General features: G+C 59.9%; 6 protein-coding genes. 3 read left to right on the top strand and 3 right to left on the bottom strand.

Annotated elements, in window-relative coordinates; genetic code table 11:
• Positions 1-12: 12 nt before the first annotated feature.
• From HDG32_RS01055 to HDG32_RS01045, 3 genes are all read right to left on the bottom strand, one after another.
• Positions 13-1,041 (bottom strand): alpha/beta hydrolase, encoded by a 1,029-nt coding sequence (locus HDG32_RS01055; protein WP_184062547.1) that lies wholly within the window; start codon positions 1,039-1,041, stop codon positions 13-15.
• A gap of 228 nt (positions 1,042-1,269) precedes the next feature.
• Positions 1,270-3,816 (bottom strand): winged helix-turn-helix domain-containing protein, encoded by a 2,547-nt coding sequence (locus HDG32_RS01050; protein ID WP_184062545.1) that lies wholly within the window; start codon positions 3,814-3,816, stop codon positions 1,270-1,272.
• Positions 3,817-3,994: 178 nt separating this feature from the next.
• The gene (locus tag HDG32_RS01045) at positions 3,995-5,551 is read right to left on the bottom strand and encodes a winged helix-turn-helix domain-containing protein (RefSeq protein ID WP_184062543.1); all 1,557 of its coding nucleotides are present in this window, start codon (positions 5,549-5,551) and stop codon (positions 3,995-3,997) included.
• A gap of 369 nt (positions 5,552-5,920) precedes the next feature.
• Between HDG32_RS01045 and HDG32_RS01040 the strand changes: the two genes are divergently transcribed.
• The 3 genes from HDG32_RS01040 to HDG32_RS01030 are packed head-to-tail and all read left to right on the top strand — an operon-like array spanning position 5,921 to position 14,290.
• The gene (locus HDG32_RS01040; protein WP_184062541.1) at positions 5,921-6,604 is read left to right on the top strand and encodes a response regulator transcription factor; all 684 of its coding nucleotides are present in this window, start codon (positions 5,921-5,923) and stop codon (positions 6,602-6,604) included.
• A gap of 38 nt (positions 6,605-6,642) precedes the next feature.
• Positions 6,643-11,637, top strand: coding sequence for an AAA family ATPase (locus HDG32_RS01035; protein WP_184062539.1), 4,995 nt, complete (start codon positions 6,643-6,645; stop codon positions 11,635-11,637).
• Positions 11,597-14,290, top strand: coding sequence for a PAS domain S-box protein (locus tag HDG32_RS01030; RefSeq protein WP_184062537.1), 2,694 nt, complete (start codon positions 11,597-11,599; stop codon positions 14,288-14,290). The genes HDG32_RS01035 and HDG32_RS01030 overlap by 41 nt, the downstream gene beginning before the upstream one ends.

Here is a 14,290-nt window from a genome sequence, read left to right as displayed (position 1 = left end):
AAGTCAGGTCGGTTACCGCCGGAGTGCGCGCTTTATAACGCTGCTGGCGTGTCTGAACGCAGCGTCTGTCGGACTGGTTTCAGCCAGGCCATCGAAAACCATAAAGTCATGAATCGTGCCGATATAACGAGCGGCATTGACTCTGACGCCGGCGCGCATGAGCTTGCGGGCATATTCTTCGGCGTCATCTCGCGTAATGTCGTTCTCTGCTGTGATGACGAGTGCGGCAGGCAGGTCTTCGAGTTCGTCGGGTTTCGACTGTATCGGCATCGCCGCCGCGAGCGACCGAGATTTCTCGGGAAACTGCGACTCGATAAAACGCTCCAGCGCTCTCGCCGTCATACCGGGCCCCGTCGCGAACTGACGATATGACTGCGTGGTGGAATCTGCCGACAGGATGGGGCAGAACAGCACTTGCAGGTGCAGACTCGGGCCATGCCGGTCCCTCGTCCATCGCGCCATGACTGCAGCGATGTTTCCGCCTGCACCGTCGCCGGCCACCGCAATCGCGCGAGCATCGACCTGCAGCGCTTCGGCATTTGCAGCGACGTATTGCAGTGCGGCGTATGCCTCTTCGTTTTGTGTCGGAAACAGCGCGCGAGGTGCAGGCGAACAAGAGACGAAGACAACCGCCACCTCTGCTTCAGCCGAAAGGCGTGACACGAGCCTGCGGTGGGTTGCGAAGCTCGCCATGCGCCAGCCGCCGCCCGGATAGTAGAGCACGACGGGCAGTAAGCCCGGCGTGCCGGCCGGTCGCACGATGTGCACGTCAACGGAGCCAGTCGGTCCAGTCTTGAAGGTCAGCGCTTCGGTCGTGACGGCATAGTCGTCCGCGAAACTGTTGTCACTGTCGGCGCGGCAGGGGAACGACGGCTGTTCGGCGAGCAGCGAATCCGGATGCATGCCGGCTTCGGAGACCAGATCGAGAAATTGCTGCGTCTCGGGGTCCAGTACTGGGTGGGACGACCATGGCGTCGCGAGACGCGGTGACGCGGAATCGACGGTACTTGCAGGCGGAACGTGGTCCATGAAAGCCGACATATGAGAGTTCAGCGGTTGGGGGGACTCCCACTCGCGCCACAGACAGTGTCAACTGCACCTGCTGAGCCTGAAACGATGTCGAGTCCCGGTAACCGCTATTCTCCAGGCAATGCGCCGGGACCGTTCAGTTAAAGTTTGCTAAGAAGCGTTAGCCGCAGGTGCAAACCCGGCAGCGCGTCCGCGTCAGGCGCCGCCTCCGCGAGGCTCACCCTTGCAAGGTGCGGCCCATTACACGCTCGAGCGCGCATGCTCATGAAGCACCTCGCTCACCCAGGACGGCTCTGCAACGCGATCCGCCAGAATCAGCGCATCCATGGAGACTTTGCACCCGGCGCTTGCAAACGCTTCCAGTTGGGGAACAGTTGCTCTGGAAAGGGCGATAGGCCTGCCGCCAAGAATGTTTTCGAATCCTTCCCCGTAGATGTCCCAATGCGCCAATCCCCGCCGGCTCGTGCACTCGCGAAGCTTGCGGGTGAGCTGCCGGGCGAAGTCATGCTCGCCTGCCCAGATCATGACGGGTATTGAGCCGAGTGCGAGGCCGTAGACGATCGACAGGTCGTGCCCGATCGAAGCGACGAGCTCGGCGCAGTCCCTTGCCAGCTTCACAGGGCGCTCAGTCTCGCCTTGCAGCCAAAGAATTCGCATGTACACCACCATGCTTGCGATGCGGCCATCCATTTGTGCATCATTTGCCCTTGCAAGATTTTCCCGCGTGGGGCCAGCTTCGAGGGCGATGACCTGTTCAATCAGCGTTCGCGCTTTCGCCTGGTCGCCGAGGTAGTGGTGTGCAAAGGCGAGATTGCGGCTCGACATCTGATTGAGCGTGGAGTCTCCGAAACGATTCGCGAATGCCTGCATCGCCTCGGCCAGTGCAAGACCTTCCACGTATCGACCTGTGACAAGCCGATGCGCAAATACGCCCCACAGAATGCGAAATTCCAACGCCTCGTCACCCAATCGTCGGCTCAGGGCGCAGGCACGTTCAAAAGCACGTGCCATTTCGATGGTTGGCCCACGCGTGTGCCAGAGCGAGTGTCCGTAGGCCACCAGCAGTTCGACGTGTCGCGTGCTACCGGCCTGCTCCGAGCCCTCAACGGCTGCAATGGCGTGTTCCGCCATGCTAAGGAACTCGTGCGGCCGCGACAGATGGAGCCAAAGTGGTGCCGTGGCGATAACGAGGTCGATTTCGAGCTCGGAATCCCCCTCCTGATGCGAGGCCCACTCGAACGCCGCGCGGATATCGTCAATTCGCTTGCTGAGCTGGGCGAGCCATTGGGGTTGCGCCTTGCCCTCCCAGGCGGCGCCCAGGTCCGCGAAGGTCTCGCAGCAATGTATCGTAAGCAGGCGCCAGGCCTCGTTCGCTTCGCCGGCTTCCAGCAATCGAAGGTGTGCGTATTGGCGGGTTGTATCGAGGAGCCGATACGGGTTGTCGGCATCACTGATATCACGTGCGACAAGCGACTTGGCGACAAGGCCGCTGATTGCGTCACATACCGCCAGTTCATCGATCTGCCCACGACCTGCCACGGCAACGGCTTCACGAATGCCAAACGAAGAGCGCATCACCGACAGCCGGCGCAGGACGTGCTGCTCATGCGAGTCCAGCAGCTCGTAGCTCCAGTCAAGCGTCGCTTTCAACGTTTGATGCCGCGGCAATGCGGTTCGGCGCCCTTGTGTGAGTAGCGCAAAGCGGTCGTCCAGGCGCGCGGCGATCGCACCCACGTCCATGTGCGCGACGCGCGCCGCGGCAAATTCAATCGCCAAAGGAATTCCGTCCAGGCGCCGGCAAATGTCGGCCACGGCGCCGATGTTCGAAACCGTGAACTGAAAGGCGTCGTCGGCAGCCTTCGCCCGGTCGTGAAACAACGAGATGGCCGGATAACTTCCGGCCTCCTCGATGCCAATCCTCGCACCCACTTCCGGAAACGGCAGGGCCGACAGCCGATGCACCGACTCGCCATCCGCGCGCAACGGCTCCCGACTTGTTACCAGAAGGTACACGCCAGATGCGCCTTGCAGCAATTGTTCCGCGACCTGCGCAACCGCCTCGACGACATGTTCGCAATTGTCCAGGATCAATAGTATTGGCGTGTCGCCCAGTGAGGCAAGCAGGTCCGGGACTGGCTTGCCGCTGAATACGGCGACGCCGAGCGTCGACGCCACGGTACTGGCGACGCTCGCCTTGTCGGAAACGGGGGCGAAGTTGACGAATAGTGCCCGGATACCGGTACGCTCGGAAAAGCGATGCGCTATAGCCACGGCGACCGTGGTCTTGCCGATGCCGCCCGGACCGGCGATGGTCAATAGCCTGCGTTCGGGGAGCTGGTCGGTCAGGCCGTCAATGACATCCTCCCGGCCGATGACCCGGGTGAGGGTCACGGGCAACGCTCGCGCACCTTCATCGGGGGTACGGGCCGGCGCAGTCGGCGTGGCGGCGGTGAATTGCGTAGCCCTCGTGGAATTGACCGGCACCGCGAGCCGATAGCCGCGTCCATTGTCGTTCACGATGTAGCGGCTGTCCGATTTGCCATCGCTCAGCGCTTTCCGAAGCGTGGAAACGTGCACACGAAGCGCGCCATCGTCGACCACGCTTTCTTTCCAGACCTGGTCGCGCAGTTGACGCGTTGAGACCAGTTCGCCACCGTGCTCGGCTAGCACGATAAGAATGTCGAGCGCACGACTCCCAATGCGGACTTCATCGCCATTTCTGGTGAGGACACGCTGCGGGAAATCGATGCGGAACGGGCCGAAAGTCAGGCTATACCGGGCAACCATCAAACCACCATGCAGGTCAATAGTACGGCCATCCGTTACGGCCACACTAAATATCTGATGATTCTATCACCGCAAAGTCTGATTTCCTGTCTGTGCGGATGGATGAGTCTTCGCCACGTCGATGACGAAAGCATCCAGTGTCCTTTGCCGTAACGAAGACGGGGGCTCAAATCAATTGTTAAGAGGCCAGTCGCCAAAAATCCCGCAGAGCCTCAGGCTGCGCGGCCGTGTAGGGCGCTTGCCGCGAGGTTTGGGTGAAATCCTCGTCGGTGTGTTGGCCGCTGGCGTACAGGGCGTATCGTTCCACGATTGCGTCCAGTTCACCGGCCTCGGCAAGCTTTTCTCTTCCGTACGCGCGGGCCAGCGCCAACACGTGATAGGTGACCACGGTGCCTTCGAAGCGAATCTCGACCATCGATTTGTCGACGAGCTCGCAGACGCAATCCATCACCGCCGAGTCATTGAGAGCGTCATCGCGGGCGATCAGGCACGCGGCCTCAGCGTTGAACGGATAGCCGAACACGCAAAAGCGCCGAAATACCGCCCGCTCCCGGTCGCTGAGCATCTCGAAACTCCAGTCCAACGAGGCTCGCAAGCTTTTCTGTCTTTCCTGCGCGGTTCTGAAGCCGCCGCCCAGGTAGAGCAACGGTTCCTCGAGCCCAACTCGGAGATGCTCCAGTCCAAGAATCGAGGCGCGCCCCGCCGCCAATTCAATGGCCAGTGGGACACCGTCCAGGCGTCGACATATGTCGTCGATCAGCCGTAGGCGGTCACAGCTCATATCCATGTTCTGCCCATTGGAGAACAGACGTCGCTGGAACAGCCGAAAGGATGGGGAGCGAAGCGCTGCCCCAGGGGCATCCTCGACGTCAGGCAGTGCAAGCGGGCCGACGCGGTAAACAACTTCACAGGGCACGCGAAGCCGCAGTCTGCTGGTAACGAGGAAGCGCAGCTCGGACGTATAACGGCAAGCGAACTCCAGGAACTGAGCCACGTATTCGACGACATGCTCGGCATTGTCGACGATGAGCAAGCCCTTCGTGCCCGCGAGCATCAGTGCAACGCGCTCGAGGTCGGATTCCCCGCTGTCGACCGGGATACCATAGCTGGCGGCCAACGCCTGAGCCACGCCGCGACAGGTGTTGTGGGCGGCAAGCTCGACGAAGTGAATCGCGGGGTCGCATTGCGCCGAAACGCTGCGGGCAATTTCCCGGGCAATCGATGTTTTGCCGATTCCCCCGGCGCCCACAAGCGTTAGAACGCGTGTGGATGGCAGCAGCGACCTGATTTCCGCGATGGCGCTTTCCCGCCCGATCAGTCGCTCTTCCCTCGGCGCCACGTCCGATTTGACGCGAATGGGGCGGTCCTGCGCAACCTCGTCAAAGCTGGGTGCGTCGATTCGGGAGGCTATCAGTTGGTAGCCACGTCGTGGCACCGTTACAATGAACTTGCCATCGCGGCCGAGTGCCTTGCGGATCCAGGAGAGGTGCACATGGAGGTTGTTTTCCTCGACAACCGTATCCGGCCAGACCACCTCCATGAGTTCATTCTTCGTGACGACGCGGCCGGCTGCCAGAGCAAGCACAGCGAGGATGTCGAATGCGCGAGCCCCCAGTTCCACTACCTCACCGCGACGGCGCAACAATCGCACGCTGAGGTCGATCTCGCATTCACCAATTCGGATAACCCGCGCACCGGAAGTGCATGTCGAGGGGCGTAGTATTGCTTGAGTCATGGCGCTTTCGTCCGTGGGCAACCCGGAGGTTTCGGCGGGCAGCTGAGTTATTCACTAGTTGTCATGCCGCGTACGGTCGGTGTCGCAAGGATATTAGCTGAGTCGTATTTTCCGCCTTGTGAACGCCGCATTAATTATTGTTAATGTTTTTACAAGTGGGGACGTGGCAGTTTTCGGCCGAGTGGGTGTGAGAGGTCAGCATTGACAAAATATGGACGAAACGTTAACGAAATTTAATGAGCGCATGGAAGCTTGTGTTTTCGGGCGAAGCGGATAATCCAGGGTTGGCTGTCGATCAGAAGAGAGCGGCATCACTGCCGAGATGCGTTAACTGCCCGGCTCGGCATCCCCAATTCAAAAGTCAAACTGATGAAAATCTTGTTAGTAGAAGACAACGTGCAGGTGGCCGGCTTCCTGAAAAAGGGTTTGACGGAAGCGGGTCATGTGGTTGATTCCGCGGATAACGGCCGCGACGGGATGTTTCTGGCCATGGGGGGCTGCCCTTACGATGCAATCATCCTCGACCGCATGCTGCCGGGCGGGCTTGACGGACTTAGCATCGTCGCGGCAATGAGGGCAACCGGGAGCAAGGTCCCGGTGCTTATCCTGAGCGCCCTCGATGCTGTCGACGAGCGGATTCGGGGTCTCAAGGCAGGCGGTGACGACTATGTGGTCAAGCCGTTCGCGTTCGGAGAAGTGCTCGCGCGACTGGAGGTGCTCATGCGCCGGTCACCGAGTGAAGCGGTCGAATCGACGCTCAAGTGCGCGGACCTGTGCATCGACCTTTTTTCACGCAAGGTGTCACGTGCCGGGAAAGTCATTGTCCTCAAGCCGCGCGAATTCAAATTGCTCGAATATCTGGTGCGGCACGCCGAGCAGGTCGTCACCCGGACGATGCTCCTCGAGAACATCTGGGACTACCACTTCGACCCGCAGACCAACGTGGTGGATGTGCATGTCAGCAAGCTTCGGCAAAAGATCGATGCCGGGTTTGAAGTGTCACTTCTAAGAACTGTTCGAAACGCTGGGTACATGCTTTCGGCAAATGGATAACAGCCGGTGTCGGAGTGGAGAGGGAACGGCGGAGACTCATGGATATCGAAGAATCGGCGACGCAAATGTTATGGGACGATGGTCTGTTCGTCCTGTCGCGAATCGACGCTGGCGACGGCCGGACGTCACGGTTGTCACTGAGGCCAACGGCTAGTCAGCCCTCCGGTCAAACGCTGGCCTTGCTCGAGAACGCCTTTTCGCTTCGTGCCCACCTGGATGGACCCCGCTTCACGCAGCCTGTTGAGTTCGTCCGCGATAGTTCTTCCATTACGCTGCAGCTCGAGGACCCGGGCGGCATCGTGTTGCCTGCACTCGATACGTCTCTGTTGTCATTCGGCCAGATCGTGACGATAGCCGCGAACGCCACGGCTGCCCTTGAGATGTTGCACAGGAAGGACGTCATACACAAGGATGTCCGGCCGGCGCATCTTCTTGTCAACCCAGCCAACTGGGCAGCGGCTCTGACGGGCTTCGGTCTGTCGACGCGCGTCGATTCTGCTGGAAAAGAGTCGACTCACCCGGTCATCCTCGCGGACGCACTTCCTTACCTGGCTCCCGAGCGCACTGGGCTCGTCAACCGGCCGGTCGACGCTCGCGCCGATCTATACTCGCTGGGCGTCCTCATCTACTGGATGCTGACGGCAAAGTATCCGTACTCTGCTAACTCCCCTGGGGAATGGCTTTACTGTCATACGGCGAGGAAGCCAGTTCCTCTGCGCGAGCGCGTTCCTGACGTTCCTGAATCGCTTGAAGCCATCGTCGAGCGATTGCTCGCAAAAGCGGCGGAAGACCGCTACCAGACCGCGCGCGGAGTCGAATACGACTTGCGTCTGTGCGCGGAGCAACTGCGCACAGGAGACTGCCTCGCGCCATTTGCCCTCGGAACGGCAGACTCTGACGACCGGCTGCTGATACCAGACCGACTGTATGGGCGGGAAGCGGAATTGAGCGCACTGACTCAAGCTTTCGACCGCGTGGCTCATGACGGTACGACCGAATTCGTGCTGGTGTCCGGTTACTCAGGGATCGGGAAGTCATCGCTGGTTGGAGAATTCCACCAAACGCTGAGCCGCGGGCGATTTGCGTCGGGCAAGTTCGATCAGTACAAGCGAGATATCCCCTACGCGACGATTGCACAGTGCATGGAGACAGTCGTCGAACAGATCATCAGGGAGGACAAGCGCGAACTGGTGAAGTGGCGCAAGCGCATCCAGTACGCGATGGGACCGCATGGCCGCCTGCTCACCGACCTCATCCCCGCGCTGGAAGAACTCGTCGGGCCGCAACCGGCAGTCGCCGAATTGCCGCCTCTGGACGCTCAGAAGCGCTTCGTCACTGCTTTGATTCGCTTCATTGGAGCGTTCGCGACACCCGCACAGCCGCTTGTACTGTTTCTGGACGATCTCCAATGGCTGGACGCAGGAACCATTTCGATACTGGAGGCGCTCGGCCGAGGCTCCGCTATTGCCCACTTTCTGCTCATTGGAGCCTTCCGTGACAACGAGATCGGCCCCAGTCACCCTCTCGCTCGCGTGATCAGCGACATTCGAGAAGGCTCGGTGCCAGTTCATGACGTGTTGCTGGCCCCCTTGGGGGTTGGCGATGTGGAGCGACTCGTTTGCGATACCACTCGTGGTGATTCAGCAGAGGCCAGAAGGCTGGCGCGACTGATGTTCGAGAAGACGGGCGGAAACCCGTTTTTTGCGGTTCAGTTCCTGCGCGTCCTCGCCGAGGAAGGTCATCTGACGTTAAACCGTGCCTCGCGGGAATGGGTGTGGAATGTCGAGCAGATTGCGCAGGGAGCTTTCCCCGATAGCGTAGTTGACTTGCTGGTGAACAAGATCGTGCGGTTGTCTGACCGCGCGCGACGGCTGCTCGTTGATTTCGCTTGTCTTGGTGCCACGACGGCTACGTCGGTATTGGCGCAGGTGAGCGGGCAGTCAAGCGGAGAAGTCGACTCGGCGCTCGGCGAGGCAATCGAGCAAGGCCTGGTTTACCGCCGTTCGGAGGGCTACGCTTTCGTCCACGACCGGATTCAAGAGGCTGCATACGCGTTACTTGGGGAGGCCGAGCGCGCGCCATCGCATCTTCGCATCGGAATGCGGCTGGATACGGGAGACGCCGACCCGAATCTCGAGCGGAATATTTTCGAGGTCGTCAACCAGTACAACCGGGCACTCCACGCAATCAGCGACTCTCGGGTCCGCACGCGCGTAGCCCTCCTGAATCTCCGCGCTGGCCGTCGCGCGAGAGCAGCGGCTGCCTACGGTACGGCGCTGAACTATCTCACAGTAGGGAGTCGGATTTTCGGCGAGGATGCGTGGGAGACCCATTACTGCGAGAAGTTTTCCCTTGAGCTTTTGCTCGCAGAATGCACGTTCCTCGCTGGCAGTCCAATCCAGGCAGACGACCGCCTGCGTCGTCTCGAAAGATATGCCGGGAGCGTACGCGACAAGGCCGCAGTGGCTTTCCTTCGGATCACGCTGCATACCGCCCTGGACAAGATGCACGCCGCGGTAGAAATTTGCCTGAGCTATCTTCGCGAGGTCGACGTCAATTGGGTACCCCATCCGGACAGGGAAGAGGTCGATAGAGAGTACGCGAAGGTGGTCGCTCATGTTCAACGCGGCTCGATTGCAGAATTGCGTGACAATCGATTGCTCGATGACGAAGCGCTTGAGGCGACGCTGAACGTCTTCACAGCCGTTTTGCCGCCCGCATTCTTCACTGACGAAAACCTGGTGTGTCTTGTGCTGACGCGCATGGCGAATCTCAGCATAGCGCACGGCAACACCGATGCATCTGCGTTGGGTTTCGCCTATTTAGGAATGGCTGTCGGTCCATTCTTCGGCGACTACGAGAACGCCCACGAGTTTGGCAAGCTCGGGATGGCGCTCGTCGATGAGAAGGGGCTTGACCGGTTTCGCGCCCGTGTCTACCTGTGTTTCTCGTATCACGTCATGCCGTGGACAGAGCCGATACGAACAGCGATTCCGCTCTTGCGACGAGCATTCGAAGTGGCAACACAATGCGGCGACCTGACATACATCGGGTTCAGCAGTTGTTGCCTGGTCACCACTCTGCTCGCCGCCTCTGCGCCACTAGCCGAAGTTGAAGAGCAGGCAGTCGAACGGCTGCATGTCGTCCGGTCCGCCGGATTCGGGTTGATTGTCGACATCATTGATTCGCAGCTCTCATTGATTCGTGAATTGCGCGGCGGCGCGTCATGGTTTGGTTCACCCGAATCGGAATATCCGAACGCGAAGGCTCTGGAACAGCACCTCGAAGGCAATCGGGCACTCGACATTGCGGCATGCTGGTACTGGATTCGCAAACAGGAGGCGCGCTACCTGGCGGGCGACATCGCTGGTGCGATGGAGGCAGCGAACAAGGCAGCCCCCTTGTTGTGGACGACATGGGGGCACCAGGAACTCGCCGTTTACCACTTCTTTTCTGCGCTGACGTGGCTCCAGGAGTGGGATGCCCACTCATCGCAAGCCGACGTTCTCGCTGACGCGAGGCTTGCCGAGCACGTGAACAAGCTCCGCGCTTGGGCATTGAGCGGTCCGACGAACTTCGCCGCGCGTGCAGCGCTGGTCGAAGCAGAAGTCGCACGCGTGCGCGGCAACGCATTTGAAGCCATGCGGCTATACGAGCGAGCCATCGAAAATGCAAAAACGCACCGATTGCTGCATGTCGAGGCGCTAGCCAGCGAGATAGCCGGACGGTTCTATGCCAACCGCGGCTTCGCGACCATCGCCGCGGTGTACTTGCGTAATGCCCGATCGGCCTACCTGAACTGGGGGGCAACGGCGAAAGTCAGAATGCTGGAGGCGGCATATCCTGACCTCGGGGCTAACGAGCCGGGAGGTCCGTTGTCAGGTGCCGTGGAAAGTCAGCTGGAGATGGAGACGGTCGTCAAGGCGTCACAGGCGATATCGAGCGAAAGGGTACTCGACAGTCTGATGAATACACTGATGACCATCGTGCTCGAGCACGCGGGCGCGCGGCGCGCGCTGCTCATCCTTCCGCACGAAGAGCAGCTTTACATTGAAGCCGAGGCCAACGAGGGAAATAACGTCCGCGTAGAGCGGCGAACTGCCTCGCCGCGGAACTTGCCGCTCTCCCTGCTTCACCATTGTCTTCGCACCCACGAAACGCTTCTTGTCGATGATGCGACGACGGAAAACCCGTTTGCCTCTGACGAGTATTTCAGTGGCAAAGGCTCACGCTCGATGCTCTGTTTGCCCCTCATCAAGCAGACGAGACTGGTCGGCGCGCTGTACCTCGAGAACGAGCTCGCGCCGGGCGCGTTCACGCCGCCGCGCATGGCGGTGCTCAAGTTGCTGGCGTCCCAGGCGGCGATTTCTATCGAGAACGCCAGCCTGGAGAAGGTCGAAGCACTTCTCGAAGAAAAGGACGCTCTGCTGAAGGAACTGCACCATCGGGTGAAAAACAATCTGCAGCTGATTAGTAGTCTTCTCAACCTTCAGGCAGCTCGTGTGCAAGATAAGGTCGTGGCGGAGCTGTTTCAGGAGAGCCGAAACCGCGTTCGCTCGATGGCGATGGTCCATGAAAATTTGTATCGTGCGGGCAACTTCGCGCGAATCGACATGGCGCCTCATATCAGGAATCTGTGCGCGCACCTGTCGCGCGTTTACGAACTGAGTCAATCGAACGTCATCCTGGAGGTTGTCGTCGACGACGTTCAGCTCGACATGAATCGCGCGATAGGATGCGGCATGATCGTCAACGAGCTAGTTTCGAATGCACTCAAGCATGCGTTTCCGAACGGTCGAAGCGGGCGGCTGCGCGTTGGGCTGGCCGCGGAAGAAGACCATCGGTGCCGCTTGAGGGTCGCCGACGACGGTATCGGCTTGCCGCCAGAGTTTTCACTTGAGCGTGCCGAATCCCTGGGACTGCAGCTCGTATTCGACCTTTCCCGGCAACTCCACGGGTCAATCGAGGTTAGTCGCGAGAGAGGGACGGCCTTTGACATTGATTTCAGACTCCAGCAAACGGGCGGCCACTAACATGTCTTCTGCGCGAATACTGATTGTCGAAGACGACCGGGTGGTCGCTCGTGACATTGCCCAACAAATGACTCGCTGCGGGCACGTCGTCATAGGTTGCGTGACGACCGGCGAGGATGCGATAACGGTTGCCGCAAAGGAAAAGCCAAGCCTTGTCCTCATGGATGTGCGTCTCGAGGGAAAGCTGGACGGCATTGATGCGGCTCGTCAGTTGCGCGAGTCGCTCCGTTTGCCCATTGTGTTCCTGACGGCTTATGCCGACGAGGAAACGGTCCGGCGCGCCACAGTGACCGAACCATTCGGTTACGTCCTGAAGCCTTTCGACGACCTGCAACTGCGTACGGTTGTCGAGATGGCCCTCTATAAGCACGATGCGGAGCGTCAGCTGCGCGAGAGCGAGCAGCGTTATGCGGTTACGCTGGACTGCATCGGCGATGGCGTCATTGCGACTGACTGTAAGGGACACGTTACGCTCATCAATCCCGTCGCCGAGGCGTTGACAGAATGGTCGCGGGAAGACGCTGTCGGGCAGCCGCTCGAGAAAGTCCTCCGGCTAATCGACGAGGACACGAACGCGCCACTGAAATTCAGCGTGTCAGCAGCCCTGGGCGAGGGCGGCTTCGTTTCTTTTCCCCCGAAGACGATGCTCGTCGGTAGAGCAGGGCGCATGGTGTCCGTTGAAAATCGTGGAACGCCGATTGTGAACGACTCGGGCAACGTCATCGGCATGGTGCTCGTTGTGCGTGACGCTACAGCGTCACGTCAGGCAGCCGAGGCGGAAATTCTGCGCGAAACCAACGATCGGCTGGACGGCGCGATGCGCGGCTCGAAGGTCGGGGTGTGGGCCATTGATCTCGCGGGCGAAGAGGGGCGGGACCTGTCGCTGAGGTGCTGGAACATCCAGGCATGGCTAGGTTACACGGAGGCTGACGCCGCTCCCGGCATCGCGCGCGTGATGGAGGTCATCCACCCGGAGGACAGGCAACGCGTTTGCGCCGCGTTTTGGCGGTGCAGCCGGGAGCCAGGCGGGCTGTTTGGCATTGAACACCGCGTGCTCCATCGCGACGGGTCCTGGCGATGGGTCTTGACGCGTGGCGCGGGTCCTCGGTTTTCTTGCGGGCCGGCTACGCGCGTCTCTGGGACCATGGTCGATATTACGGACTTGAAGCGTGCAGAACTCGCACTGCGAACCAGCGAAGAGCGCTTCCGTGGAACCTTTGAAAACGCAGCCGTGGGTATTGTTCATTGTGACCAGAGCGGCCGGTTCCTTCGCGTCAACCGGCGCTATTGCGATATCGTTGGCTACAGTCGTGAAGAATTGCTCTCGATGACGTTCATGGAAGTCACAGCGGTTGGCAGTGTTCCAGAGAGCATCAATCAGTTCAAGAAACTGCTCAAAAACGACTTCTCGCATTACACGGAGGAAAAAGTCAACATACGGCGCGACGGATCGCGCGTGTGGGTCAGTGCGACCGTGTCGTTACAGCGTGATTCCAGCCAGCAGGTTCAGCATACCATTGCGATTATCCAGGACATCTCGGCGCGCAAAGCGCTCGAGGAGACGGTGCGTGTTGCCCGGGACGAGGCTGAATTGGCGAACAAGGCGAAGGACCAGTTCCTGGCTAACATCAGCCACGAACTCCGGACCCCGTTGAACTGCATTCTCGGATATACGCAGGTTCTGCGGCGCGATGACAACCTGAGCGTTCGTCAAAAGTCGCATGTTTCGCTGATCGAGCAAAGCGGGTCGCATCTCGTCACGTTGATTAATGATTTGCTTGACTTCGCGCGCGTCGGCGCCGGTCGAATTGACCTGGAGCTGAACGATGTTTTGCTCGCGCCGTTCCTCGAAATGCTTGGGGAGATGGTTGGCGTGCGGGCTCGTGAGAAGGGGCTCGCGCAGATTTGTGCGGCTGCGCCAAACCTGCCCGCAGTGATTCGCGTTGACGAGAAGCGATTGCGGCAGGTACTGCTCAATCTGCTCTCCAATGCCGTGAAGTTCACGGACATCGGAGAGGTGGCATTCTCGGTGAAGTTGGTCCGAGGTGGCGTTTTGAGGTTTGAAGTGAAAGATACCGGGATTGGCATTAAGCATGACCAACTCGAGCGAGTCTTCCAGCCATTTGAACAGGCGGGTGACATCGAGCGCAGGAGCGCCGGGCTGGGGTTGGGGCTTTCCATCAGCCAACATTTGGCACGGCTTATGGGCAGCGATATTCACGTCGAGAGTGAATACGGGCGAGGAAGTCGATTCTGGTTCGACCTCGCGGTTGAGTGTCCCGCTCACGAGCCGCTGGTGCGTGACGACGCCGGCGATCGGCAAGCTCCACGCGACGAATGCCTGATGTTTGCCGGACGTGACGGTGTGCGCCCGGCAACTGAACATGTGGCCGAGCGTCCGCGCCGGATTGGCGCAACGCCATCCGACGCCGAAGCGGTCTCGTCGTTCGTCCTGCCGCCGCGTGCGAGCATGGAGGTGTTGCACGATCTCGCGCGCAGAGGTTCGATGCGGGAGGTCATGCGACACGTTGAGTCGCTTCGGGCGAGCGACACCCGCTATACGGCATTCGCTACCAGAGTAGGCAACCTTGCGGAAAGCTTTGAGTCGCGAGAACTGCTCGTGCTCATCGAGAAACACCTGAACGGAAGTTAG

It is taken from the genome of Paraburkholderia sp. CI2 (assembly GCF_014201055.1).
GTDB lineage: Bacteria > Pseudomonadota > Gammaproteobacteria > Burkholderiales > Burkholderiaceae > Paraburkholderia > Paraburkholderia tuberum.
The sequence above is the reverse complement of the archived record's forward strand: the minus strand, read 5'-3'. Positions and strand labels throughout refer to the sequence as shown.

Excerpts from the sequence above, each read along its gene's own strand:
- HDG32_RS01055 (WP_184062547.1), bottom strand. The coding sequence starts at position 1,041 with ATGTCGGCTTTCATGGACCACGTTCCGCCTGCAAGTACCGTCGATTCC.
- HDG32_RS01050 (WP_184062545.1), bottom strand. The coding sequence starts at position 3,816 with ATGGTTGCCCGGTATAGCCTGACTTTCGGCCCGTTCCGCATCGATTTC.
- HDG32_RS01045 (WP_184062543.1), bottom strand. The coding sequence starts at position 5,551 with ATGACTCAAGCAATACTACGCCCCTCGACATGCACTTCCGGTGCGCGG.
- HDG32_RS01040 (WP_184062541.1), top strand. The coding sequence starts at position 5,921 with ATGAAAATCTTGTTAGTAGAAGACAACGTGCAGGTGGCCGGCTTCCTG.
- HDG32_RS01035 (WP_184062539.1), top strand. The coding sequence starts at position 6,643 with ATGGATATCGAAGAATCGGCGACGCAAATGTTATGGGACGATGGTCTG.